A 25454-nucleotide genomic window follows, 5' to 3' on the forward strand; every position below is an offset into this window, starting at 1 on the left:
GGAACATTGCCCATGGAAAAGAAAGATCAATGGAACATTGGCTACTGGATCGTCGCCGGCCTGTTGCTGCTGACGCTGCAGAACTACTGGCAGGCGGCCAAGACCGTCGAGCCCGTGCCCTACAGCGAATTCGAGAAGGCGCTGGCCGAGGGGCGCGTCGCCGAAGTGCTGGTGTCGGACCGCACGGTCACCGGGCGCCTGAAATCGCCGGACAGCCGGGGCAAGACCACCATCGTGGCCACCCGTGTCGAACCCGACCTGGCCGAGCGGCTGTCCAAGTACGACGTGCCCTATGCGCGGGTGGTGGAAAGCACCTGGCTACGTGATGTGCTCTCCTGGATTCTGCCGGCGGTGGCCTTCTTCGGCGTCTGGTTCTTCCTGTTCCGCCGCTTCGCCGAGAAGCAGGGCATGGGTGGCTTCCTGAGCATCGGCAAGAGCCGTGCCAAGGTATTCATGGAGAAGAACACTGGCGTGACCTTTGCCGATGTCGCTGGCGTCGATGAAGCCAAGGCGGAGTTGGTTGAGATCGTCGATTTCCTGAAGAACCCGCAGGATTACGGCCGCCTCGGCGCGCGCATCCCGAAAGGTGTGTTGCTGGTTGGCCCGCCCGGCACGGGCAAGACCCTGCTGGCCAAGGCCGTGGCGGGCGAGGCCAGGGTACCGTTCTTTTCCATCTCAGGCTCGGAGTTCGTCGAGATGTTCGTCGGCGTGGGTGCAGCGCGCGTGCGCGACCTGTTCGAGCAGGCCCGCGGGCAGGCGCCGGCCATCATCTTCATCGACGAGCTCGATGCGCTGGGCCGCGCGCGCGGCGTCGGCGGGCCCATCGGCGGCCACGACGAGCGTGAGCAGACGCTCAACCAGCTGCTCACCGAGATGGACGGCTTCGACAGCTCGGTGGGGCTGATCATCCTCGCCGCCACCAACCGCCCCGAAATCCTCGACCAGGCGCTGCTGCGTGCCGGCCGCTTCGACCGCCAGGTGCTGGTGGACCGGCCCGACAAGAAGGGACGGCTGGACATCCTGAAAGTCCACGTCAAGAAGGTGACGCTGGCTCAGGATATCGATCTCGAACAGGTGGCTGCGCTGACCACGGGCTTTTCGGGTGCAGACCTCGCGAACCTGGTCAACGAGGCCGCGCTGGCCGCGACCCGGCGCAAAGCGTCCGCCGTGGAGTTGCAGGATTTCACCGCCGCCATCGAGCGCATCGTGGCGGGCCTGGAGAAGAAGAACCGAGTGCTCAATCCCAAGGAGCGGGAAACCGTGGCCCATCACGAGATGGGCCATGCGCTGGTGGCGCTGGCGCTGCCCGAAACCGACCCCGTACACAAGATCTCGATCATCCCGCGCGGCATCGGCGCGCTGGGCTACACCTTGCAGCGCCCCACCGAAGACCGCTTCCTGATGACGCGTACCGATCTCGAGCACAAGATCGCCGTACTGCTGGGCGGGCGTGCCGCCGAAAAGCTGGTGTTCGGCGAGTTGTCTACCGGGGCGGCGGACGATCTGGCGCGAGCCACCGACATCGCCCGTGACATGATCACCCGCTTTGGCATGGACGAGGGCCTGGGCTACATCGCCTTCGAGGCGCAGCGGCCCCGCTTTCTCGATACACCTGAACTGGCCCACGGCGGTTGCCGGGTGGCCGAATCGACCCAGGCGCGCATCGATCAGGCTATCCGCGACATCGTGATGGGCGTGTTCGAGCGCGCCTACCGGATTCTCGACATCAACCGCGCGGTGCTGGAGCGCTGTGCGCGCGAGCTGCTGGCGCGGGAAACGCTCGACGAAAGCGATATCCGTCAATTGACTCAAGGACTTGTTCGGAACTGAAAACAGTAGTAGGTGCCATTCAGAGTAAACCGACGGCTCTGTTCAGTGCGTCATCCAATTCGTCGGCATTGTTCAAGGAGAACCGATATGTCTGCATTGACTCCGTGGGACCCCTTCCGGGAACTGGATGAATTGCAAAACCGCCTGGCGACGATGTTCGGACGAATACCCCAGCGACAGGGCGCCCGTACCGGCAACGAAGCCATGACCACGGCGGACTGGGCACCAATGGCGGACATCAGCGAGGATGAGAACGCATTCCTCCTCAAGCTGGATCTGCCGGAGGTCCCCAAGGATGCCGTGCGCGTCAGCGCGGAAAACGGTGTGCTCACCATCAGCGGCGAGCGCAAACTGGAAAAAGAGGAGCAGGGCAAGAAGTTCCACCGCATCGAACGTGCGTATGGCCGCTTTGTGCGCAGCTTTGTCTTGCCTGACAACGTTGATCCGACCAAGGTGACGGCTTCCATGAAAGACGGCGTGCTGGAAGTGCGGCTTGTCAAGGCCGAGCAAGCCAAACCGAAACAGATTGAAATCTCAGTCAACTAACTTCAATCAAGAGCCCAAGATCATGAATATCAAACAGCCACAATACACCTTCTCCGCACTTGCCCTGGCGGTCGTCGTCGGACTGAGCGGACCGGCTCTGGCCCAATCGGCGGCAGGTTCTAGCCCAGGAGCTGCAGCACCCTCTGCCGCATCCAAGGCGGCACAGCCACAGGTAGATGACAAGGCCGCCCGGGAAGCCGATAAAAAGCGTGCCGAGCTCACTCAAGACGCCATCACGGCGCTCACCAAGACCCAGGAGGCTTTGACCCTCCTTGATGCAAAGAAGACCAAGGAGGCGCTTGCTGCGCTGGAACTGGCCAGCGGAAAGCTGGAACTGGTATTGGCACGCGACGCCAAACTTGCTTTGGCGCCGGTCGATGTACGCGTCATCACCCACGATATCCACGCCAACGTGGAATCGGTAAAGAAAGCGGTCAAGTTGTCTCGGGAGTTGTTGGGTGATGGCGAGGTGCAAAAGGCCCGGCCCATCGTTGCCAATCTGGCCAGCGAAATCGTAATCCAAACCGACAACCTTCCGATGGCAACGTACCCGGCAGCGATCAAGTCGGCCGCACGGCTCATCGACAGCGGCAAGATCGACAACGCCAAAGCGGAACTCGCCCGAGCACTGAACACGCTGGTGGTGACCTCGGTCGCCTTTCCTCTGCCCGTGCTACGGGCCGAAGCCGCGATGGCAAAAGCTGAAAAGCTGGCCGAGACCGACAGGCGCGATGCCAAGCAGAACGAGGAGCTCAGCACCTTGCTGTCGTCCGTGCGCACGGAGATCGAGATGGCGCAGATCCTGGGTTATGGCAAGAAGGCGGACTTCAAACCCATCTTCGATCAGGTGAAGTCCATTGAGCAAAAGTCGGCTGGTGGCAAAAGCGGCAAGGGATGGTTCGACGAGTTGAAGACGCGCATCCAAAAGCTGTTTTGAGGTGATGAAGGGGCTGACTGCTCTGTCGGTCAGTCTCGCGATGTTCGCAGTCAGCCCCAATAGATTCGCCTATTTTCACTATCTCATACGAGGCATATCACCATGAATGAGCAAACACCGAATCCCAATGCGACGAACGAAGGAATAAACGAACAGGCCGCGGTAAGCAGCCTTCCTGTCAGTCCAGAGTCCAAGCCTGAAGTCGTCACGGAGGTACAGCCTGAGGTTCAGAAAGAAACGGACTCGCAGGCGGCAGACAAACGTAAACAAGTCCTCGATGAGGCCGTCTCGGCCTTGGCGCTGACCAAATCAGCGCTGGCCGCACTTGACGGCAAGGACGCTGCACGCGCATTGGCAACGCTGGCCGAAGTGACGGGAAAGCTGGAGCTGATCGTTGCGCGCGAACCCACGCTCGCCCTGGCCCCCGTTGATGTGCGCACCATCGTGCACGACTTGTTCGCCAACACGGAAACCATTGAGGCGATGACCGACGAGGCGCTGGATGCCCTCAAACATGGCGAGGTGCAACAGGCACGTCACGTGCTGGCTTTGCTGGCCAGTGAAATCGTGATCGCGGTCACCAACATCCCTCTGGCGTCCTATCCCGCAGCCGTGAAGTCAGTCGTGCCGCTGATCGATCAGGGCAAGATTGAAGAAGCCAAAGCCGCGCTGCAGGCAGCGCTCAGCACGCTGGTCGAGACGCGCAGCGTGCATCCGCTGCCCGCCCTGCGCGCCAGGCTGCTCCTGAAGCGCGCCGAGACCTTGGTAGAAGATGGTCAGCGGAGCGAAGCGTCCAATGAGCGCCTGGAGACATTATTGAACGAAGCGCGGCAGCAGTTGGAAATGGCAGAACTGCTGGGTTATGGAAAGAAGAAGGACTTTGAGCCCCTGTATGCTGAACTCAAGAAAGTCAAGCAAAAGACGGCTGGGGGAGGCGGCGGAAAAGGCTGGCTCGATGAAATCAAGGCAAAGCTGTCCAAGTTGTTCTGAAACCGCTGGATAGGGCGTAAGAGGGGCGCGTCGCGCCCCTCTCTTGGCTCAGGAGTGTTTGCTTTTTCACCCCATTAGATCTTTAGGAGATATAGCATGAACACAGACACCATCGCCGATTCCAGTGCGGATGACCCCACCAAAGCACTGTGTTCGCTGAGCCAAAATTGGTGGCTTTTTGCGTTGCGCGGTGTCTTGGCATTGATTTTCGCAGCCCTCGCGTTCTGGATGCCACAATCGGCTCTGTTGGCCATGACCATCATGTTCGGCGCATTTTCCTTGGTCAATGGCGCGTTCAACTTGTTTGCAGCGGTGCGCCATATCCAGAAAAAAGAGCGCTGGGGCTGGCTGCTGTTCAGCGGCATTGTCGGCATACTTACGGGCGTCGTCGTCCTGGTTGCTCCTTGGGTCGCCACGATAGTCTTGGCTTCTTTTTTATGGGCTAGCGTGGGCTTCTGGGCGATTTTCACCGGTGTGCTGGAGATATCCGCCGCCGTTCGGCTGCGTCAAGAAATCAAGGGTGAAATTTGGCTTGCCTTCAGTGGACTGCTCTCGATTGTCCTTGGCGCTATCGTCTTGTGGATATTTTTTTCCCGTCCGGTCGAGTCATTCCTGGCCGCAGGCTGGCTGTTGGGCTTCTATGCGGCAGTCTATGGTGTCACGCTTTTGTTCTTGAGTTGGCGTCTTCGCAAAACGCGCCAGGGATAAGAGCGGGTCAAACTAAATTCTATGGATATGAGCATCCTCGATTCATACCTCCATAGAAATGACATCGAAGGAGTCATACATGCAGATGCAATATAGCTATCGAGCTATCGACAAAGAGTTTCATGAACCTTGGCAGAGAGCTTTGGGAAATGTGATCGAGCACGCCCTCAAGCCATTGCTCGACAAACACACTAAAGATTCAGCGCAACTTCAAATCGTCCTTGATCGCGACAAGATCAAGCGGCAATTTCTGGCCAGTGGCTATATGCACCTGCCCGGCAAAAAGACTGTCAGCGTTACTGCATCACATGACGAGCTGACGCCCCTCGCGCAGATGCTCGCACAGTCGTTGTTCCGTCAGGCCAAGAAGCATTTTGACCGACTGCATGCTCAGGATCAAATCAAGCGCAAAGCACGACGCGAGCGCTTGCGCGAGCTCAAGGTGCGGATTGCCGCAAAACCCGCATCAGCCGCCCATGAGGCCGAGGCGACCCGAATGCCTCTACTGTCGAAACTTGAGGCTGTCGCAAGGCGTGAGCTGGCTTATCTGCGGGCCGTCGGCGATTTACCGCGCGATTATCCGACGCTGCGCGACGTGGTGGATGAAGCGATTGTCCGAGCTGAGGTGGAATGGCAATCCGTGCCGGGGGAAAAAGAGGCTTACACCGGTCTTTTGAAGCATCTGTTCGCCGTCCTGGATAACGAAGTGGCAAGCAGCCGGCAATTTGGCGAATTCGTTTCTCTGGACGCGCCGGTCGAACCGGATGCCCAAGACGTCGCCGAGGCCATGGTGGAAGAGGAAGTCTTCGAATTTTATCAGCCCGATGACACACTCAGGCTGGCCGATATCATCGCTGACAGTCAGCATCCCGATGCCGCAACGATCGCGGAACAGGAGGAGCTAGTTGATCGGTCGAGCGAGTTCGCTTTTGCATTCGACCTGCTGAAGGACATGCCGCGTTTGTGGCGGCGCATTTTTCTGCTTATCCGTGTGGACGGGCTGGATGCCAGCAGCGTCTCTGAAATCCTGCTGATTCCTAGTAAGGAAGATACTGTCCAAAGGTGGCTCATGCAGGCCGAAGCGTTCATCGCTGCTCATTTGGAAGAGGCCGGAGTAAGCAAAGACGGGAACGATTGGCTCCAAGGCGTTGATTGGTCGGCATTGTCTGTGACCCGAAGCGCGGCAGCCTCACTGTGGTCCAAGGAGGCGAACCATGAAGAATAATCTTCACCTCGTCTGTCCGCATTGCCAGTCCATCAACCGCGTACCGACTGCGAAGCTATCGGAACATCCCAACTGCGGCCGCTGCCAGCAGCCCTTGTTCACGGGCGAACCCATCGAGTTGACCACGGCGACGTTCTCGCGCCACGTGGAGCGCAGCGACCTGCCACTGTTGGTCGATTTCTGGGCACCTTGGTGCGGGCCGTGCAAGATGATGGCCCCGCAGTTCCAGCAAGCGGCGCGCCAGCTCGAACCCAGGGTCAGGCTGGCCAAGGTCAATACCGAGGCAGAACCCCACCTGGCCGCGCAGTTCGGCATCCGCAGCATTCCGACGCTCGCCCTGTTCCAGGGTGGGCGGGAGATCGGGCGTCAGGCCGGCGCCTTGGGCGCGCAGGACATCGTGCGCTGGGCATCTGCACAGGTGGGGCGCTGACCGATGCAGGACTTGCTCGGCGCCACCCTGATCCTGCTGGCGGCATGCAGCCTCGCGGCGGTGGCGACGGCGGCGTTCAGAGTACCCGCCTTGCTGGGTTACCTCGCCGTCGGCGCCTTGCTGGGCCCGTCGGTCAGCGGTGTAGTCGCGCCGGGAGAAGCGCTTGATTTTCTGTCCGAGCTGGGCGTGGCCCTGCTGCTGTTCATGGTTGGGCTGGAGTTCTCCCTCGGGCACTTCTGGCTTTCCCGTAAAACCGTATTGGCGGCCGGCAGCTTGCAGATGATCGCTGTCGCCACGCCACTGACCTTGATGTTGATGTGGCTGGGACAGCCAGTTCAGAGCGCTGCGTTGCTCAGCACTGCGGCGGCCATGTCGTCCACGGCGCTGGTCAGCCGACAGCTGGCCGACCAAGGCGAGCTCACCACCCGCCACGGCCGCAGCGCCATCGCCGTGCTGGTCTTTCAGGACCTGGCCAGCGTGCCCCTGCTGGCCCTGCTGGCGATCTGGGCGCGCGGCGAGTCGCCGAAGATCGAGAGCGTGCTGCTCGAAGTGTTGGGCGTGCTGATGTTGTTCGCGGCAGCGGCCCTCGCCTCCCGTCGTCTGTTGCATGGCCTGCTGGGCTGGGTGGCGCGGCAGGGCCACGAAGAATCCTTCGTGCTGGTTTCCTTGTGCGTGGTGGTGGCTGCCGCCGCTGCTGCACACGCGGTCGGCGTATCCGCCGCCCTGGGTGCGTTTTTGGCCGGCATGGTGCTGGGCGAGAGCGACTTCCGTCACCACATGGAAAGCCACCTCAAACCGTTTCGCGATGTGTTGTCGGGGGTGTTCTTCGTGACCATCGGCCTGCAGTTGGACGGAGCGCAGATTCTTTCGGCACCACTGGCGGTGTTCGCGTGGCTGGCAGTGCTGGTACCGGTCAAGATCGGGCTCAACACCCTGGCCTTGCGGGCGACGCGCCTGTCCGCCCTCGATGCCTGGCGCACGGGCATAGCGTTGGGGCATGGCGGCGAGTTCGCCCTGCTGTTGTTGGGCATGGTCTTGCAGCAGCATCTGATCCCCGCGACCGTCGTACAACCCATGCTAGTTGCGCTGGTGCTCAGCATGGCCCTGGCACCGCTACTGATCCGCCATCACGATGTACTTGCCCGGTTCTTGAGCCGCACCGGCGGCGTCATTCAGCCACCCCAGGCTGAAGAAGTCGAGATCGCCGCGCAGACGGCGCGATATCGAGACCATGTCATCGTTTGCGGCGCGGGCGAGCTTGGCCTGACAGTCAGCGAGATTCTTCGCCACGCCGGCGTGGCGCATCTGCTACTGGAGGCGGACGCGCAGAAGGTCGAGGCCGCGCGTGCCGCCGGCGCGCCGGTGTTCCATGGCGATGCCAGTCGGCCCGATACCTTGCTGGCTGCCGGCTTGACGCATGCGCACATGGTGGTGCTGACGTTCGCCCATGCCCAGCAAGCGTTGCGCATCGCCCAGGCGATTGCCGAGCGCCGTCCGGCGCTGACCTTGTGGGTGTCATGCAGAAGTACGACCGCGGCCGATGCATTTCGCGCCATGCCCAACGTGCGCGTGTATCAGCAATCCTTTGCCGCAGCTATTGGGCTGGCGGAACAGGTGATGTCGACGCTTGGCATGTCGACCGAGCTGATTGAAGGACACATCAGTGCGATGCGCCGCCGTCTCGACAGCGGCAATGTCGCAGGGAGTCCATCTGCATGAAGTCAACAGGCCGCAATCCATTTCAGGTCTTCCGTGACCAATGGGCCATCATGAGTTTATACGAGCGCTTCGAGCAGGTCGTCGCCCTCGTTCTGTCGGCGGTAATTGCCGTCATCATCGTGGTGTCGCTGTTCCAGCTCATCGCCATCGTCTTCACGCTGCTGGTCCTCGATGCCTTCAATCCCCTGGATCACAAGGTATTCCAGAGTGTGTTCGGCATGATCATGACGCTCTTGATCGCGATGGAGTTCAAGCATTCCATTGTGCGCGTGGCGCTGCGTCGGGACAGCATCATCCAGGTCAAGACCGTGATCCTCATCGGTCTGATCGCGCTGGCGCGCAAGTTCGTGATCCTTGACCCCGAGGCGAGCCCCGCAAAGATAGCCGCGCTGGCAGGCGCCACGCTGGCTCTGGGTGCGACCTACTGGCTGCTGCGCAAGCGCGGCGACCGCGCCGCCGAGACCTCTGAGCATGACCCGTCATCATCCCAGTGATCCGCGCACGGCGCTGTTGCAACACCGCTGGCTCAACCGCCTGCAGACCGGGCTGTTGGTCCTGACCCTGGTCGGGATCGCAGCCGCAGCAGGGAGACTGCCGTTTGGGGAAGGCGGCCTGTGGCTCGCGCTGTTTGCCGTTGCAGGTGCGTTGCTGCTGGAACCGGTAGCCGCGTCGGCGCTGAGCTTGCGCCTGTACCGCGTACGGGCCTTGCACCCGCAAGAAGCCCACGAGATGTGGGCCCTGTTGCGCGAGCTGCCCGCCCGTGCCGGTTTGCCCGCCACGCCGGTGCCGCACTATGTGCCCAGTGCCGTCGTCAACGCCTTCGCCACCGGATCGAAGCAGGAGGCATCGATCGCCCTCACCGATGGCCTGCTGCGCAGCCTGAGCCCACGCGAGCTGGCGGGTGTGCTCGCGCACGAGATCGCGCACATCACCAATGAGGATCTGCGCGTCATGAGGCTGGCGGATTCCGTCAGTCGCCTCACGAGCCTGCTGGCCCTCATGGGACAAATCGCGATCCTGCTCAACCTGCCCGCGCTGCTGGTTGGCGCGGCGGAGGTCTATTGGCCTGGTCTATTGTTATTGGCCGCATCGCCCCAGCTGGCCCTGCTCGCACAGCTCGGCTTGTCTCGCGTGCGTGAGTTCGACGCTGACCGCCTCGCGGCGGAACTGACGGGCGACCCGCAGGGGCTGGCGTCCGCGCTGGCGAAAATCGAGCGGGTCAGCCGCTCCTGGCGTGCCTGGCTGTGGCCGGGATGGGGCAATCCCGAGCCCTCCTGCTTGCGCACGCATCCGGCAACGCAAGAGCGTATCGCACGCCTGCTGACGTTGGCGCCTGGGCCAGCATCAGCGTTGCCATTCCACGCGCCCCATTTCTTGCCGGAATCCGCTGTGACGCCGCGCCCGCCGCGCTGGCACCCGAGCGGGCTGTGGCGCTGATTGCCTATCAACAGGAGACTTCTCATGGCCTACCCCGACCCGTACCCACGCCCCGCACCGGACCCCTTCATCCGGCGCTGGCTCTTCATCACCGCCTGTATTGCCACGCTCATGCTGCTGTGGCAGTTCCTGCCCGCCATCGAGGCCTGGTTCAGTCCGCGCGAGGCGGCAGATCGCACCGTGACGGCGCGTGGCGATCTGGCGGCGGACGAGAAAGCCACCATCGAACTGTTCGAAGAATCGCGCGCTTCGGTGGTCTACATCACCACCGCGCAGCTGGTGCGCGACGTCTGGACTCGCAATGTCTTTTCCATGCCGCGCGGCACCGGTTCGGGCTTTATCTGGGACGATGCCGGCCACGTCGTCACCAACTTCCACGTCATCCAGGGTGCTTCTGAAGCCACGGTCAAACTCGCCGATGGCCGCGACTACCAGGCCGCGCTGGTGGGGACGAGCCCAGCGCACGACATCGCCGTGCTCAAGATTGGCGTCGGTTTCAAGCGCCCGCCGGCCGTGCCGGTCGGCACCAGTGCCGACCTCAAGGTGGGTCAGAAGGTGTTCGCTATCGGCAACCCCTTCGGCCTGGACTGGACGCTCACCACCGGCATCGTCTCCGCGCTCGACCGCTCGTTACCCGGAGAAGCGGGCGGCCCGGCCATCGATCACCTGATCCAGACCGACGCCGCCATCAACCCTGGCAACTCCGGTGGGCCGCTGCTCGATTCGGCAGGAAGGCTCATCGGCATCAACACGGCGATCTATAGCCCCTCCGGCGCCTCGGCCGGGATTGGTTTCGCCGTGCCGGTGGACACCGTCATGCGCGTAGTCCCGCAACTCATCAAGACCGGTAAGTACATCCGTCCGGCGCTGGGCATTGAGGTGGACGAACAGCTCAATCAGCGTCTGCTTGCACTGACCGGAAGCAAGGGCGTGTTCGTGTTGCGTGTTACCCCTGGTTCGGCAGCGCACAAGGCCGGCCTCGCGGGTGTCGAAGTCACGCCGCAAGGCATCGTGCCGGGCGACCGCATCATCGATGTTGATGGCAAGGCGACGGACGATGTGGCCAAGCTGCTCGCGCGGCTAGACGACGGGAAGGTCGGCGATGTGGTGGTCTTGTCAGTGGAACGGGCCGGCAAATCGCGCGAGGTGCGTGTGGAGCTGCAACCCGGGAATTGATTGAACTGAACCTGTGGATCAGGCGGTAGTGCAGCGTCGCGGTGATTGAGGTTCTCAGGTCTTCGGCCAGGTAGCGTTCCGCCTCAACCTCCGTAATTTTCGGATGCGATCTGCCTATCCGAATAGGCAAGCATGCAACGCCGGAACCTCTTGCCAATCATCGAAGGAGAAAGCGAGGCGCAATCCGCATGAGGTGGACGCAGGCCAGGAACGAGGCAAACAGGAGGCCGCATTGGAACTCAGACTACTGCGCTATTTCGTTGCGGTCGCGGAAGAACTGCATTTCGCGCGAGCGGCCGAGCGCCTTGGCGTAGAACAATCGCCTGTGTCGCGCGCAATGCGCAATCTCGAAGCCACGCTCGGCGTGCAGTTGTTCGACCGCAGCGCGCACCAGACGCGACTGACCTGGGCCGGTCAAGTGTTCCTCGGTGAGTGCCGGCGTGTGCTGGCCACCGTGGAGCAGGCGGTGAGTGCCGCAAAGGCGGCGGCGCAGGGCTATCAGGGTTATCTGCGCATCGCCATCTGCGACAGCTTGGCGCAGCCCCACATTGCCACCTTGCTGGCGCGCAGCCGCGAGGAAGAGCCCGAACTGGAGATTCGCGTCTTCGAGCTGCCTTTCGCGCAGCAGCTCAAGGGCCTGCACAACGATCTGCTGGACATCGGCTTTGCGCTGTCGGACGCGGTGAGCGAAGGCCTTGTCGCCGAGCCCGTGTGGACCGATCCTCTGTCGGTGATCGTGCCCGTGCGCCACCCCTTGTTGGCGCACGCGGAAGTGCCATTGGATGAAGCCTTGAAGTTTCCGTTGGTACTGTGCCATCCGGACGCGGGATCGGGCTGCCACCACCAGATCCAGGCGGTGCTTCAAGGTGCGTCCAAGCCGCTCAAGCTGGTAGATCAGGTGACGAGCCTAGGCGTGATGCTGACTCTGGTCGGTGCCGGTTATGGCCTAGGTTTCGCCATTGCCTCGCAGGTGCAGACCCTGAACCGCCCCGACATAACCGTTCGCCCCTTGGCCGGCACGCCGCCCATGCTGTCTACCTACCTGCTGCGCCGCAGCGCCGAACCCTCTGAGCCCATGAAGCGGTTTCTGCAGCGCGCCCGCGAGGAGTTCCTGCCAAAGGGAGATGAACCGGCCTCGTGACGTTGAGCGCTCGGGTACATTGGCTACTGCTGGCTGTCCATGGCTCGCACTGGACTTGCTCGGAGCGCGCGTTGACCAAGCGTGGTTTTCAGTCCATAATTATGTCCATCTCGGTTCGCCGAGTGCGGAAAACTCGTTATCAATCAACGAGTTGGGAACACGATGATGTTCCCATCGCCCGCTCCACTTCTTATCTGACAAGCCGCCTCAGGCCCCCGGTCGATGCAAGATCGGCGATCCGCCCGGCGGTTTTTTGTTGCCATGCTTCCCCAAGACACCCAAACCGATACGCTGCCCGGTGACGACGCTGCCGCCGCCACCCCCAAACCCGGCGAAGATGTTGCGCATCCGCGCCGCGTCCGCTCGTTTGTGAGGCGGGCTGGGCGTACGTCAACCGGTCAGCAGCGCGCCATTGACGATCTGGGGCCGCGCTTTATCGTTCCCTACAAGCCCGAGCCGCTCGATTGGACCGCAACGTTCGGGCGCGAAGCGCCGGCCATTCTGGAAATCGGATTTGGCATGGGCGAAACCACGGCCCATATCGCCGGCATTCGTCCGCAGGACAATTTCCTTGGCTGTGAAGTGCATGAACCCGGCGTTGGCGCGCTGCTCAAATTGATCGGCGAGCGGGATTTGCAGAATGTGCGAATCATGAATCACGACGCCGTCGAGGTGATCGCACACATGCTGACCGAGCAATCGCTCGATGGCGTGCACATCTTCTTTCCCGACCCGTGGCACAAGAAGCGCCATAACAAGCGTCGCCTGGTGCAGCCACCGCTGATCAAGCTGCTGGCCAGCCGGCTGAAAAGCGGCGGCTATATTCATTGCGCAACCGATTGGGAAGAATATGCGCACCAGATGGTCGACGTCCTGGCAGGCGAAGCGACGCTGGAAAACACTACACAAAGCGAAGACGGATTTTCGGAACGTCCGGACTATCGGCCGGTGACCAAATTCGAGAAGCGCGGCTTGCGCCTCGGTCATGGCGTGTGGGACGTGGTGTTCCGCAAGAAATAAGAACAAGGGGCTGCATCTGCAGCCCCTTTCTCGTTCAACCCAGCGCTTTTACGCGTGCCAGGAAATGATCCCGCTCCACGCGGTCAGCAGCACGATGAGCCCGAAGGCAATCCGATACCATGCGAACGGCTTGAAATCGTGGGTGGCCACGAAACGCAGCAGCCAGCGCACGCACAGGAATGCGGACAGGAACGCAAAGACAAAACCGATGCCGAAAATGCCGAGGTCGTCGGCCGACAACAGTGCGCGCGCCTTGTAGAGTTCGTAGACCGTCGCACCGAAAATCACCGGGATAGCGAGGAAAAACGAGAATTCCGTCGCCACCTGACGCGACAGGCCAAACAGCATGCCGCCGATAATTGTCGCCCCCGAACGCGAGGTGCCCGGCACCAGCGCGAAACACTGCGCAAGACCAACCTTCACGGCATCGCGCCAGTTCAGATCGTCAATCGACTCGATGCGCGGCGCGCCGGCCTTGGCGGCCTCCAGCAACGCGTTGCCTTGCGGATGCGACACCGTACCGCGCCGCCCTTCCCGCCATTCGGCCCACAGAATCACCACGCCACCGATGATGAAAGCGAGCGCGACGGTTATCGGGTTGAACAGATGCGCCTTGATCCATTTGCCGAACACCAGCGCCAAAACGATGGCCGGCACCGTGGCGACAATGACGTTCACGGCAAAACGCTGTGCCTTGGCATCCGACGCGATGCCACTTATCACTGCGCCGATACGGCGGCGAAATTCCCAGCACACCGCCAGGATCGCGCCGAACTGAATCACGATCTCGAAAATCTTGCCTTTCTCGTCGTTGAAATCGAGCAGTTGCCCCGCAAGGATCAGGTGGCCGGTGCTGGAAATAGGCAGGAATTCCGTCAGACCTTCGACGATGCCGAGAATGACGGCTTTAAGAGCGAGTGCAATATCCATGAGGACTCGAAAAAGTGGGTGCAAGAGCGGCAATCAACCATCCGCCCGCGATGCGCAGGCGCACCGCATTATTGTTGCTCTGAATTTACGGCCGATTAATCTTGACGTTGATACCGTCAGGCAGGACCGTGATTGTACCGGGCTCGACCGCCGTGCCGGCCATGCGCAGTTCGTCGGGCTTGAACGTATATAGCGGATAGCCTTGCAGCAACTGCTCGGACAGGATGCCGCCCAGCGCATTCAACTGGCGCGAAAACTGGCTTGGCAAACCCTGCACGTCGAACTGGCGGACTTCGGGATCCTGCAGGACCAGCGAGCGCGTCGGTGAGTCATACCGCAGCGCGCTGTCCAGTGCGAAGCGCCCCGTCAGCGGCTGCCGGAAAAAGAGCCGATTATCGATGGTTGCGTCGAACGTCACGGTAACCCGATTGCGCGCGGCATCCAGCGCCAGCTGGGGATTGGCGAGCTGGATATCGAACAGCTCCATATAGCGCTTGCTGAAGGGAAACTTGCGCTGCAAGGCCGACTGCAACTGACTCTGCGAGAACGTATATTCGCTGCGCCATGCGCCGCATCCCGCCAGCCAGCCCGTGGTTGCGAGCGCTGCCATGCCTGCGGCCGCCAGCCAGCGCCTGCGCGTTGTCGCCATCATTGATCCTTCTCCATCTTCTGGCACAAGGCCGCAAGCCTTGCGCGTCATTGCGTGGGGGCCGTTGCCATTTCCAGGCGCGTCAGCCATGCCAGGGCGGCCTCGCGCGAATCGCCGCACATTTCGGTCGAGGGGCGCAGCCCGCCGCAAAATCCCGGCCGGGCGGCCGTCCCGAACACCGCGCAGCGCATGTCGGGCAACAGTTGGGCGCAACGCTCGCCCGCCGGCTTCCCTTCGGGCATGCCCGGAAGCGGCGAGTTGATCGAGGGCGCGATGCAGCACGCACCACAACCCGCGCGGCAGGTTGGTTGAGACTGGCAGGACATGGTGAAGGTTCAGCGGCAGATGCCGTCAATATCGAGGCCGAAAGCGAGCCGTTGGAGCCCGCCATTGTGCCCGACGCGATCCGTCACACTTGCAACATTTGGAAAAAGAGTCGTATTGTCCATTTTGGACGACCATCGCGCCAACTTGACCGCGCAACTTCGGTCCTCTACATTACTGACCGACAAGTTATTAATAGTCAGCGCGCCGCCGGCGCACCACTGTCCCGCCCGTGACTTCAGTTTTGCCAAAGAAAGACACCGATGCGCGCCGCTGGACGCGGCGCAAGGCCGCGCGGCCCCAGGAACTGGTAGCCGCCGCGCTGGAGCTTTTTGTCGAACGCGGCTACGCAGCCACGCGGCTCGAAGATGTCGCCGCCGCCGCCGGGGTGTCCAAAGGCACCGTGTACCTCTATTTCGCCAACAAGGAAGAGCTGTTCAAGACCGTGGTGCGCGAAAACATGGTGCCCGCCGTGGTCAAGGGTACCGATCTGGTCGAAACCTTCGAGGGCTCCACGCCGGAACTGCTGCGCGAGCTGCTGCTGGGATGGTGGGGGCTGATCGGCGCCACGCGGGTGGCGGGCCTGACCAAGCTCATCATCGCCGAATCCGGCAATTTTCCCGATATCGCGCAGTTTTATCAGGACGAAGTGATGGGGCCCGGCGACGAACTGTTCGCCAAGGTGCTGGCGCGAGGGGTCGCGCGCGGAGAATTCCGCAATGCGCCGACCAATCCCACCACCACGCTGATCTGTGCGCCCCTGGTCTTTTTGATGCTGTGGCGCAGCGCCTTCGCTCAGGTGAACGTTGCGGTGATCGATCCCGCGGCATTTGTCGATCAATTGATCCAGGTGCTGCTGTTCGGCCTGACCGCGGGCCCGGCGCGCGATACGCCGCTGCCGCCGCCGGACGGCCCCTTTGTCTGGGAACGAATCCGCGACGAATTGCTGGCCGAGCGCGCAGCCGCGCAATCCGACAAGGACGCCGGGCAGGAGCGGGGGACATGAATATTTCCCGCGCGCCTCGGCGGCCGCGCTGCGACGACGCAACAGTGCCGGTCGACATCCCGGCGGCAATCGTTTGTAAACGGTGCAACGGTGTCGCCGGAGGTAAAATAGCGGGCTTTTGCGTAACTTCCCAGCGGGCGCCAACGCCCGCCCGGGGGTAGCGCGGCCGGCATCAATCGAAACAACAGCGCTGACGGCGGGGCATCCGCATCCGGCAGCGCACCCCGCAAGTATCTGGAAGGAAAGGCAAGATGGATCTCGAAAAAGCCCGATTCAACATGATCGAACAGCAAATCCGCCCATGGGACGTGCTGGACCAGGAAATCCTGGACCTGCTGGCCGTGGTCAAGCGCGAGCAGTTCGTGCCGCAGGCGTATGCCGCGCTGGCGTTCGTTGACATGGAGATCCCGCTGCCCGCCGGCGAAAACATGATGCCGCCGCGCGTCGAGGCCCGCATCCTGCAGGACCTGAACGTGCGCAAGCATGAAAATGTGCTGGAAATCGGTGCGGGTTCGGGCTACATGGCCGCGCTGCTGGCCAATCGCGGCCGCCACGTGCTGACCGTCGACATCCATCCGGAACTGGTGGCGCTGGCACGCAAGAACCTGACCGACGCCGGCATTTCGAATGTCGATGTCGCCGAAGGCAACGCCGCCGAAGGCTGGGCCGCCGCCGCGCCGTACGACGTGATCTGCATTTCGGCATCGGTGCCGGAAATTCCGCAGTCGATCCTGTCGCAGTTGAAGGTGGGCGGTCGCATTGCCGCCATCGTCGGCACCGCGCCGGTAATGGAAGCCCGCATCGTGACGCGCGTCTCGGACGCCGAATACCAGGTGGTGAACCTGTTCGAGACGCTGGCCAAGCCGCTGCAAGGCGCCGCCCAACCGTCACGCTTCAAGTTCTGATACGGAGCCAGCCATGCAGGTGATTTCCGCCCCCGAACTCGCACAATGGCTGGCCGATGACGGCCGCGCCAAACCGGTATTGCTGGATGTCCGTGAAGACCTGGAGATTCAGACCGCCGCGATGCCCGGCATCACGCATATTCCAATGGGTCAGATCCCCGCGCGCTTGAATGACATCGACGAGAACGCAGAGATCGTCTGCATCTGTCACCACGGCGCGCGCAGCATGCAGGTGGCAAGCTTCCTGGAGCGCCAGGGCTATGCCAAGGTCTACAACCTGACCGGCGGCATTCATGCCTGGTCGACTCAGGTGGATCCGTCCGTCCCGCAGTACTAGCAGTTCCTGGCAGATCGATGCCGGCGCCGGCGGCGCCGTTGCGGCAACCGTTGTCATGCCCGTAGCGCTGTGCCCGCCGACGCCGCGTCGCGCCGGCTGGCCACAGTCCGCCAGCAGCAAAGCAGCCCCCGCAGCTTCCGCCGAGTCGTCGTAGTCGCCGTACCTCATCCTTGCCGTAGTACACCCGTCGCACTAACCGAAGTTGGCCGCGCGCGCCGCTGGCCGAGCTGGAGAAGTCATGAGTTTTGCGCTTTCCGCCGTGCCCCGTGCGGCCAGGAAACCCCTGGTACTCGCGGCCGCCCTGCTCGCCTGGCTGCATATGCCCGCCGCGGCGGCGGCCGATTTGCTGCAGGTGTATCGCGACGCGCAAGCCAATGACGCCCAGTTCGCCAGCGCCCGTGCGCAATTGCTGGCCACGCGCGAGAAGCTGCCGCAGGGCCGCGCGGGCTTGTTGCCGCAGGTTCTGGGCACCGCCGGCGCCCAGCGAACGATGGCCGACTACAGTTCGCCGGTCGACACCACGCGCTACTTCAACGCCAATACCTGGGCACTGCAGCTGACGCAACCGCTGTTCCGCTGGGATCGGTGGGAAACGTACAAGCAGGGCGAACTGGCATCGCTCGCCGGCGAAGTCACGTTCCAGCAAGCCCAGCTCGACCTGATCACGCGCGCGTCTCAGGCGTACTTCGATGTACTCGCCGCACAGGACAACCTCTATCTGGCAGGCGCGCAGAAAAAGGCCATCGGCGAACAACTGGAACAGGCCAAGCGCAATTTCGAAGTCGGCACTGCCACGATCACCGACGCCAACGATGCACAGGCGCGCTACGATCTGGCCACGTCCACGGAAATCGCGGCGCAAAGCGCGCTGGAAGTCGCGCGCGCCACGCTGCAGCAGATCACCGGCAAGCCCGTCGACGAGCTGATGGGCCTGCGCCCTGAAGCCGCGATTCCCGGCCCGATGCCGGCCGACGTCAATGCCTGGGCGTCGCAGGCCGAGCAAACCAATCCGCAGGTTGGCATCGCCGGCTACAACCTCGAAACGGCCCAGCGCGAAACCAACAAGGCCAAGGCCGGCCACCTGCCCTCCGTTGATCTGGTGGCGTCCTACGGATACACCAACGCCCAGGGCACGGCCACGCAGCTCAGCAATGTCGGCAGTCGCTACAACTCCGGCGTGGTCGGCGTGCAGTTGAGCATCCCGCTTTACGCCGGCGGCCAGATCCAGTCACGCGTGCGCGAGACGCTGGCACTGGCCGACAAGGCCGCCAGCGACCTCGAATTCGCGCGCCGCACCGCCGCACAACAGGCGCGGCAGACCTACTCCGGCGTGTTCAACGGTCTGGCGCAGGTCAAGGCGCTGGAAGCGGCGGAACGCTCCGCACAAAGCGCCGTGGAATCGAACCAGCTTGGCTACGAAGTGGGCGTGCGTATCAACATCGACGTGCTGAACGCCGAAGCGCAACTGTTCTCCACACGCCGCGACCTTGCCAAGGCCCGCTACGACACGATCATGAACGGCCTGCGGCTCAAGGCATCGACAGGCGTGCTGTCGGAAGAGGATGTGGTGCGGATCAATACCCTGCTGACGCAGACGCCGGGGGCGATGTATAGATTGCCGGGGAAGGGGAAGGTGGGGGTGGCTGGAGCCGGCGCGGTGCGCCGGGAGCGCAGCCGACGCGAAGGCGCTTTGCCGCAAAGCTAGCGCCCCGCTGCCAGGCCCACATCCGTCGCTTCAGGCAACGCGACCCAGATCGCCGACGCGCGCAGCGGAGGTCCCTGCCTGGCGCACCTTCTCATCGGACGAGTTGGATTGCAGCGCGGTGCTGCGGGCCTCGCGCGCCGCAAGTCCCAGCAGCAGGCCAATCAGCCCCGCATAGAAGACGATGTTGGCCTGATGCGCTGTGGTCACCTGCGTCAGGCCGGAAATCAATGACGCCATGACCACGCCGAGTCCAGCGGCGGCCAGGCTCACGCCGCGCAGGTTCGTGGCGGCGTGGCAGGTCTTCAATGCCCGCCGGAACAGGACGGCCGGCACCAGAAACAGCCCGAGCATCGCCAACAAACCCGGAACGCCAGTGGTCGCCGCCGCCTCTACGATGTCGTTGTGGGCGTGCTCCAGCACGCAGACCACCTGTTTTTCCGGCAGGTCTTCAGCATCGGCGTTTCTGACCAGTTCGGCCTGATGCCGGCAATACGCGGATGCCTTCAGAACCGTTGCAAACTGCCCGACGCCAGCTCCCATCACCGGATGCTGGGCGAAATACGACATGCCGATTTGCCACATCTTCAGCCGGGCACCGACCGACGTCTCGACCTTGTCCTGTTCGACGAAGCGGCTTGCCTCGGTCACCGCCTGATCGACGCGCCTGGCCAGTGGGCTGCCCGGCACGGCGTAGCCGGCCGCCAGGAGCACAACGATGGCGACGGCGGATGCCACAAACATCTTCAGACCAAATCGGCGATATCGCACCAGAAGCAACGGAAACATCGTCAGCAGCATCGCCACCATGGCACCGCGCGTCTCGTTCATGACCAGGATGAGCACCGCACAGGCAACATTGAGCCACGCCAGCGCGTCAATGCGATGGCTTTCGCCTGGACGCGCGAAGCCGACCAGCGCCAGCGCCGCCACCATGTTGGCAAATGCGATGGGCTGCACCCATCCCGAAGGCCGGCCATTGCCCATCACCAGGTACTGATAGCCGACGATCAGCAGCGCCACGCCGAGCGCTACAGTAATGCCCTGCCACAGGCGATCCGCATTGGGCGCCACGCAGACCATGACCCAGCAGGTAAGGATGGCCAACAGCGCACGCGATGGATTGTCGATCACGTTCCACGGCGTATGGTGGTAGACCTTCGAAACCACGTAGACGGCCAGGAACAGCAGCACGGCCCAGCTGATCGGGTTCAGGACGGCACTATGCTGGCGCCAGGCGTCTCGCATGTGCCGCCAGCCCAGGATTGCCAGTAGAACCACGCCCGCCAGAAACACCCCTGCCCCCCGCGGTACGCACAGGACAAGAATGGGAAACGCAAAGACTAGGACATCGGCTATCGTCGATAGCCGGTTCTTGCTGGAGATCATGGATAGCCTGGACAGTCAGCCGGCGCTCGATACCTGACCGAGCGCATAAGAATCAGGCCGGCATTTTAAACGATCGGCGATATCATCCGCCCCGTTGCCGCTCCACCACGTCGAGCAATTGCCAGCGAATTGTTGAGGCGTCGGCGGGCGGATTCGGTACCTGGTACTCGCGCACGCGAATTTTGTAGCGCACCCCGGGCTCGAAATCGAGCCCTTCGATCGGGCCGTACCAGAGCTGCCACGGAGCATCGGGCGATTCGCGCCAGCGGTAGCACTGCATCTTGCCGACACCGGAACACTCTACGCGCTGCGAATCGATGTACACGATTTTCTCCTTGCCGCTGGCCCCGCCCGTGGCCGGATCGATCTTGTCGCCGCGCCTGCCCACGCCCTCGCGCTCCACGAACTGCAACAGTTCGCCGTCGGCGGTTTTCCAGATGATCTGGCGTCCCGTCGACCCCGCCGATGGTTGCGTGCCGACGGTCGTGAGCGGCGACTGCATCGCCTTGAGCAGCGCGGACTCCAGCTCCATGCGCGGTCCCGGGCAGGCCATCCGGGTGCCGGCGATGCGATCGAAACGAATCCCCGTGGACGTCTTGCCATAGCCGCCCGTAAAGCGATTGCAGCCGCTGGTGCCGCTGACCGTGCCCTGGGACGAGTCGATCCCGTCGCTGAAATTGAAGACGATCGGTTCGCCGTTGTCGCCATGGGGAATATCGCGCAGCGACCCGTCCGTGCGCTGCCAGCGCACCAGTTCCCAGCGGCTGGGGCCGCTCGAGCGCGTTTCATTGAGGCTGGCGCCGGCCGACGGATTATCCGGCGGCTGGCCCGTGGCGCAGGCTGAAATCATCAAAACGGCTCCCAACGCCAGCACTGTGGCGAGACAACGGGACACGAACATCTTGGGCATGGATGGACTCCTTCGATCAGGTGAAGCGTCATCATGGTTAGTGCGCAAGTGGCCCGAAAGCCGCCCGCAACCATCAGTCACCAATAGTCTATGGGTACCGGCCGGCGCTGTATGTCAGCGCAACACTGGCGCGAGCGCGCTCAACGTGCGAGCCGTCGCCCCCCGATGCAGCCCCGCGAACGTCAGCGCATTGGCGCGCATCTGCGTCAGGCGCGGTAAGTCGTCAAGTACCTCCGCCGCTGCCGCCATCAATGCGACCGCGTCGGCCACGCGCTCGCACGCGCCCGCCGCAATCGCATCTTCGGTGGCCTGTGCGAAGTTGAACGTATACGGCCCCATCAGCACGGGCGTGCCCGCCGCACAGGCTTCGATCAAATTCTGGCCGCCGAGCGGAATCAGGCTGCCGCCGATATAGGCGATATCCGATGCCGCGTAATACATCGCCATTTCGCCCATCGAATCGCCGAGCACGATGTCGGCGTCGATTCGCGCGTCGCCCCGGTCGATATCGAGCGCGCTGCGGCGCTGGACGCTGAAACCGGCGCGTGCGGCCATTGCCGCCACCTCGTCAAACCGCTGCGGATGCCGCGGCACCAACAGCAGCGCGGGCCGGCGCGCGCCGGGCCAGCGCGCGAACGCCTCCAGGATCAACGGCTCCTCGCCTTCGCGCGTGCTTGCGGCGGCCAGCACCTGCCGTCCGCCAAACGCACGCCGCAGCTGTTGCCCCCGCGCCAGACCCGCTTCCGGCAACTGCATGTCGAATTTCAGATTGCCGGTGATGTGTACCGATTTCACGCCAAGCGCGCGATATCGCTCGGCATCGCCGGCAGTTTGCGCCAGCACCATGGTGAAGTCGTTGTACAGAGACGCCGCCGCGCTGCCAAAGCGCGCCGTGCGGCGATAGCTGCGCGGCGACAAGCGCGCGTTGACCAGAAACAGCGGCACGCCTTCGCGGCGCGTCACGTGCACCAGGTTCGGCCACACTTCCGTTTCCATGATCAGCCCGGCGTCCGGCCTGAAATACGACAGGAATCGTCGGACCAGCGGCGGCATGTCGTATGGCAGATAGCATTGCTGCACGCGCGGGTTGTCGCCATAAAGCTGCGCGCCGGTCTGGCGGCCGGTAGGCGTCATATGCGTCAGCAGAAGCCGATGTTGCGGATACTCGGCCAGTATCGCGTCGATGAGTGGCTGCGCCGCGCGCGTTTCGCCGACCGACACGGCGTGCACCCACAGCCACGGCCCCTGAGCGGAAAGGCCGCCATAACGACCCAGGCGCTCGCCCACATGCTCGATATATCCGTGTTCCCTGCGGGAACGCCAGACCAGACGCAACAATGCCAGCGGCAGAATCAACAGCCACAGCAAACTGTAAACAAGACGAAGCATCAGACAGACACCCCGCGCACGCGCCGCGCGGCGGCATACACCTCGTCGACGTCCGGCACGACGCCGTCGTCGCCCACATTGGCGATGCGGTCAGACCAGTAGCCTTCGGTCTTCCAGCGCCAAGTGGCCGTGTAGATTTCGACAGTCGGCCGACACAGCGCGGCGGCGATGTGGACGAGGCCCGTGTCCACGCCGATCACCACTTCGGCATGGTTGATCAATCCAAATCCCTGCATCACGGAAAAGCGCGGCAGGACCCGCGCGCCGGGCATGCCAGCGGCCAGCGCTTGCGCATCGCGTTTTTCCGATTCGTTGCCCCACGGCAGCAGGACGCTCAGCCCTTCGGCGTGAAGCTTCTGGCCCAGTGCGTGCCAGTTGGCCACCGGCCAGCGCTTTTTGGCGCCGGCCGTGGCATGGAAACACACGGCATAGCGCTGCGGCAGATCGCGCCAAAGCGGATCGTCGACATGCAGCGTAGTGGCGGCCGGCCCGAAGAAACGCGGAACGGTGGTCGGCTGCGTGCCGGTCAGTGCGGCGCCGAGCAAGCGCGAGCGCCGTACGGAGTGGGTCTGCCGTGGCACCGTTACCGGCGTCGTGTAGAACAGCCGCGCCGCCGGCTCGTAGCCCGAACCCTGCGTAGCATTGCCCAGCCCGATCACCGGTGCTCCAGCGGCGCGGGCAGCCGTGCGCGCCACGATGGCCGTCTTGAGCAATCCCTGCGTTTCCAGCACGGCGTCGTACGACTGCTCCTGGATGGCCGCGCGCAGCGCGCCCACCTCGGCCCATGTCTCGCCCTGCCAGAAGCGTCTGCGCCAGCGACGCAGCGCAAACGGGATCACGCGGCGCACCTCGGGCAGCAGGCGGACCAGATCGACATAGCCTTCTTCGACCACCCAGTCGATCTCGGCATCGGGCCAGCGCGCGCGCAGGTCGTGCACCAGCGGCATGTTGTGCACGACGTCGCCCAGCGAGGACACCTTGACGATCAGGATGCGCGGCCGCGCAGGCAATACAAACGGCGACCCCGACGCCTGGGGCGCCGGGGTCGCGACGGTAGCCGATTGCGCCACGTCAGAACGGGAGCTTTGCATCCGGTTTTTCCGCCAGGATCACGCGCTTGAATTCGGCCTGGATACGCGCCAGCGCGGCGTCGTTGTCCGCCTCGAAGCGCATCACCACCACCGGCGTGGTGTTCGACGGCCGGGCCAGACCGAAGCCGTCCGGATATTCCACGCGCACGCCGTCGATCGTGATCACTTCCTTCGCTCCGTCGAACTTCGCATTGGCGCGAATCTTGTCGAGCAGCGTGAAGGCTTCGCCTTCGGCCACCTTCAGTTGCAGTTCGGGCGTGCAGTTCGAATTCGGCAGCGCGTTAAGGATGGCGCTCGGATCGGCGTGGCGCGACAGGATTTCCAGCAGGCGGGCACCCGTGTACAGGCCATCGTCGAAACCGTACCAACGGTCCTTGAAGAACACGTGGCCGCTCATTTCGCCGGCGATCGGTGCGCCGGTTTCCTTGAGCTTGGCCTTGACCAACGAATGGCCGGTCTTCCACATCAGCGGCTCGCCGCCGTGCTGGCGAATCCACGGCGCCAGCTTGCCCGTGCACTTCACGTCGTAGATCACCTGCGCACCGGGATTGCGCGACAGGATTTCCTCGGCAAACAACATCAACTGGCGGTCGGGGAAGATCACCTGCCCGTCCTTGGTCACCACGCCCAGGCGGTCGCCGTCGCCGTCGAAGGCCAGGCCCAGCTCGCAGTCGGTCTCGCGCAGGCATTTCATCAGATCCTGCAGATTTTCGACGTGCGCCGGGTCCGGATGATGGTTCGGGAAATGGCCATCCACATCGCAGAACAGCTCCACGACCTCGCAGCCCAGCCCACGGAACAGGTCGCCGACGAACGCGCCCGCCACGCCGTTGCCGGCGTCCAGCGCGATCTTCATCGGGCGGGCCAGCTTCACATCGCCTAAGATCCGGTCGAGGTATTGCTGGCGGATGTCGACAAGCTTGTAGTCGCCGGCACCCTTGGTGAAATTCGCCGCTTCGATACGCTGGCGCAACGCCTGGATCTGGTCGCCATAAATCGCCTTGCCGCCCAGCACCATCTTGAAACCGTTGTAGTCGGGCGGGTTATGGCTGCCCGTCACCATGATGCCCGACGTCGCGCGGCGGCCGTCGAGTTCGACGTTGGTGCCGAAATACACCATCGGCGTGGCGACCATGCCCAGGTCGATGACATCAAGGCCAGCGGCGCGCAGGCCTTCGACCAGCCCGCCCAGCAGGTCCGGCCCGGACAGACGGCCATCGCGGCCCACCACCACGGATTTTTCGCCAAGCTCGACAGCGGCCGAACCAAAGGACAGGCCGATGGCACGGGCAACTTCCGGAGTCAGCGTCTTGCCGACAATGCCGCGAATGTCATAGGCCTTGAAGATCGAGGGGTCAATTTGCATAAGCGTTCCAGTCGATATGAGCGGTGTTCACCACAGTGGAAGACAGGCGAAGCCATTCCGGTGACAAACCAGCATTGTGCCGGATTGTGAAGTCCGGGTAACCATCGAAGCGGGTGTCCGCACGCGCGGCAGGTGCGGCCGGGTCGTTGCGCTTACGCCCACTTTCGTGAAATCCGGGCAGGGGTACAGTTATAATCGTGCGCCGCCGCCGGCCGTCAATTGCCTGTCCGCCCGCGCCGGAGCGATCAGGAAGACCGCCCCTTCGAATTGAGCTCTACTGTGCACCTTCTTCCACCA

At 63.0% G+C, this 25454-nt stretch carries 25 protein-coding genes; 17 read left to right on the plus strand and 8 right to left on the minus strand.

All coding sequences use genetic code 11. The features are described from left to right. Positions 1-12: 12 nt before the first annotated feature. The 13 genes from ftsH to trmB all read left to right on the plus strand — a co-directional run bounded on the left by ftsH (position 13) and on the right by trmB (position 13159). Positions 13-1830: an ATP-dependent zinc metalloprotease FtsH gene (gene ftsH, locus AC1RKI_RS05310; protein ID WP_033959567.1), complete on the plus strand. Its 1818-nt coding sequence runs from the start codon at positions 13-15 to the stop codon at positions 1828-1830. 87 nt (positions 1831-1917) lie between these two features. After that, complete coding sequence (gene hsp20-GI / locus AC1RKI_RS05315; RefSeq protein WP_001275372.1) at positions 1918-2376, plus strand: small heat shock protein sHSP20-GI; 459 nt, start codon at positions 1918-1920, stop codon at positions 2374-2376. 22 nt (positions 2377-2398) lie between these two features. Further along, positions 2399-3313, plus strand: coding sequence for a heat resistance protein YfdX1 (gene yfdX1, locus AC1RKI_RS05320; RefSeq protein WP_001022485.1), 915 nt, complete (start codon positions 2399-2401; stop codon positions 3311-3313). Positions 3314-3415: 102 nt separating this feature from the next. Further along, complete coding sequence (yfdX2, locus tag AC1RKI_RS05325) at positions 3416-4303, plus strand: heat resistance protein YfdX2 (protein WP_016852017.1); 888 nt, start codon at positions 3416-3418, stop codon at positions 4301-4303. 96 nt (positions 4304-4399) lie between these two features. Then, positions 4400-5011, plus strand: coding sequence for a heat resistance membrane protein HdeD-GI (hdeD-GI, locus tag AC1RKI_RS05330; RefSeq protein WP_016852018.1), 612 nt, complete (start codon positions 4400-4402; stop codon positions 5009-5011). Between the two features lie 79 nt (positions 5012-5090). Beyond that, positions 5091-6236: an RNA polymerase sigma factor gene (locus AC1RKI_RS05335; RefSeq protein WP_003454962.1), complete on the plus strand. Its 1146-nt coding sequence runs from the start codon at positions 5091-5093 to the stop codon at positions 6234-6236. Further along, entirely contained in the window at positions 6226-6666 is a 441-nt protein-coding gene (gene trx-GI / locus AC1RKI_RS05340) for a heat resistance system thioredoxin Trx-GI (protein WP_023109331.1), read from the plus strand. Before AC1RKI_RS05335 ends, trx-GI begins: the two co-directional genes overlap by 11 nt. 3 nt (positions 6667-6669) lie before the next feature. Continuing rightward, positions 6670-8385, plus strand: coding sequence for a heat resistance system K+/H+ antiporter KefB-GI (gene kefB-GI / locus AC1RKI_RS05345; protein ID WP_034067031.1), 1716 nt, complete (start codon positions 6670-6672; stop codon positions 8383-8385). After that, positions 8382-8879 (plus strand): heat resistance protein PsiE-GI, encoded by a 498-nt coding sequence (psiE-GI, locus tag AC1RKI_RS05350; protein ID WP_012761374.1) that lies wholly within the window; start codon positions 8382-8384, stop codon positions 8877-8879. Before kefB-GI ends, psiE-GI begins: the two co-directional genes overlap by 4 nt. Continuing rightward, the gene (locus tag AC1RKI_RS05355; protein WP_012761373.1) at positions 8857-9822 is read left to right on the plus strand and encodes a zinc metalloprotease HtpX; all 966 of its coding nucleotides are present in this window, start codon (positions 8857-8859) and stop codon (positions 9820-9822) included. The genes psiE-GI and AC1RKI_RS05355 overlap by 23 nt, the downstream gene beginning before the upstream one ends. Positions 9823-9846: 24 nt before the next feature. Further along, on the plus strand, positions 9847-10998 hold the full coding sequence (locus AC1RKI_RS05360; RefSeq protein WP_033959556.1) for a S1C family serine protease: 1152 nt from the start codon (positions 9847-9849) through the stop codon (positions 10996-10998). A gap of 232 nt (positions 10999-11230) precedes the next feature. Beyond that, on the plus strand, positions 11231-12139 hold the full coding sequence (locus tag AC1RKI_RS05365; protein ID WP_003141085.1) for a LysR family transcriptional regulator: 909 nt from the start codon (positions 11231-11233) through the stop codon (positions 12137-12139). A gap of 261 nt (positions 12140-12400) precedes the next feature. Then, positions 12401-13159: a tRNA (guanosine(46)-N7)-methyltransferase TrmB gene (gene trmB, locus AC1RKI_RS05370; protein WP_492794610.1), complete on the plus strand. Its 759-nt coding sequence runs from the start codon at positions 12401-12403 to the stop codon at positions 13157-13159. Between the two features lie 48 nt (positions 13160-13207). Here trmB and AC1RKI_RS05375 read toward each other — a convergent pair whose 3' ends face one another. From AC1RKI_RS05375 to AC1RKI_RS05385, 3 genes are all read right to left on the minus strand, one after another. Next, on the minus strand, positions 13208-14089 hold the full coding sequence (locus AC1RKI_RS05375; protein ID WP_061952572.1) for an undecaprenyl-diphosphate phosphatase: 882 nt from the start codon (positions 14087-14089) through the stop codon (positions 13208-13210). A gap of 85 nt (positions 14090-14174) precedes the next feature. After that, entirely contained in the window at positions 14175-14741 is a 567-nt protein-coding gene (locus AC1RKI_RS05380; protein ID WP_492794608.1) for a DUF1439 domain-containing protein, read from the minus strand. Positions 14742-14785: 44 nt separating this feature from the next. Then, positions 14786-15064, minus strand: a complete 279-nt coding sequence (locus AC1RKI_RS05385; RefSeq protein WP_061952576.1) for a hypothetical protein — start codon at positions 15062-15064, stop codon at positions 14786-14788. Positions 15065-15294: 230 nt separating this feature from the next. Here AC1RKI_RS05385 and AC1RKI_RS05390 point away from each other — a divergent pair, with 230 nt between their 5' ends. The 4 genes from AC1RKI_RS05390 (at position 15295) to AC1RKI_RS05405 (ending at position 19015) form a co-directional block, all read left to right on the plus strand. After that, complete coding sequence (locus AC1RKI_RS05390; protein ID WP_061952578.1) at positions 15295-16068, plus strand: TetR/AcrR family transcriptional regulator; 774 nt, start codon at positions 15295-15297, stop codon at positions 16066-16068. A gap of 251 nt (positions 16069-16319) precedes the next feature. Further along, the gene (locus AC1RKI_RS05395; protein ID WP_404991661.1) at positions 16320-16973 is read left to right on the plus strand and encodes a protein-L-isoaspartate O-methyltransferase family protein; all 654 of its coding nucleotides are present in this window, start codon (positions 16320-16322) and stop codon (positions 16971-16973) included. A 13-nt stretch (positions 16974-16986) separates the two neighbouring features. Further along, the gene (locus AC1RKI_RS05400) at positions 16987-17310 is read left to right on the plus strand and encodes a rhodanese-like domain-containing protein (RefSeq protein WP_150982557.1); all 324 of its coding nucleotides are present in this window, start codon (positions 16987-16989) and stop codon (positions 17308-17310) included. Between the two features lie 238 nt (positions 17311-17548). Further along, positions 17549-19015 (plus strand): TolC family outer membrane protein, encoded by a 1467-nt coding sequence (locus AC1RKI_RS05405; protein WP_492794605.1) that lies wholly within the window; start codon positions 17549-17551, stop codon positions 19013-19015. Positions 19016-19045: 30 nt separating this feature from the next. Here the strand turns inward: AC1RKI_RS05405 and AC1RKI_RS05410 are convergent, their stop codons facing one another. From AC1RKI_RS05410 to AC1RKI_RS05430, 5 genes are all read right to left on the minus strand, one after another. Beyond that, positions 19046-20401: an O-antigen ligase family protein gene (locus tag AC1RKI_RS05410; RefSeq protein ID WP_492794604.1), complete on the minus strand. Its 1356-nt coding sequence runs from the start codon at positions 20399-20401 to the stop codon at positions 19046-19048. Positions 20402-20483: 82 nt separating this feature from the next. Further along, the gene (locus AC1RKI_RS05415) at positions 20484-21302 is read right to left on the minus strand and encodes a DUF4377 domain-containing protein (RefSeq protein ID WP_492794820.1); all 819 of its coding nucleotides are present in this window, start codon (positions 21300-21302) and stop codon (positions 20484-20486) included. 123 nt (positions 21303-21425) lie between these two features. Beyond that, positions 21426-22700, minus strand: a complete 1275-nt coding sequence (waaA, locus tag AC1RKI_RS05420) for a lipid IV(A) 3-deoxy-D-manno-octulosonic acid transferase (RefSeq protein ID WP_492794602.1) — start codon at positions 22698-22700, stop codon at positions 21426-21428. Continuing rightward, complete coding sequence (waaC, locus tag AC1RKI_RS05425) at positions 22700-23791, minus strand: lipopolysaccharide heptosyltransferase I (protein ID WP_492794600.1); 1092 nt, start codon at positions 23789-23791, stop codon at positions 22700-22702. The genes waaA and waaC overlap by 1 nt, the downstream gene beginning before the upstream one ends. Beyond that, a complete protein-coding gene (locus AC1RKI_RS05430) occupies positions 23772-25157 on the minus strand; it encodes a phosphomannomutase/phosphoglucomutase (protein WP_404991666.1) in 1386 nt (461 codons plus the stop codon). Before AC1RKI_RS05430 ends, waaC begins: the two co-directional genes overlap by 20 nt. Positions 25158-25454: the final 297 nt, after the last annotated feature.

The sequence above is a fragment of the Cupriavidus sp. GW822-FHT06G04 genome (assembly GCF_058799075.1).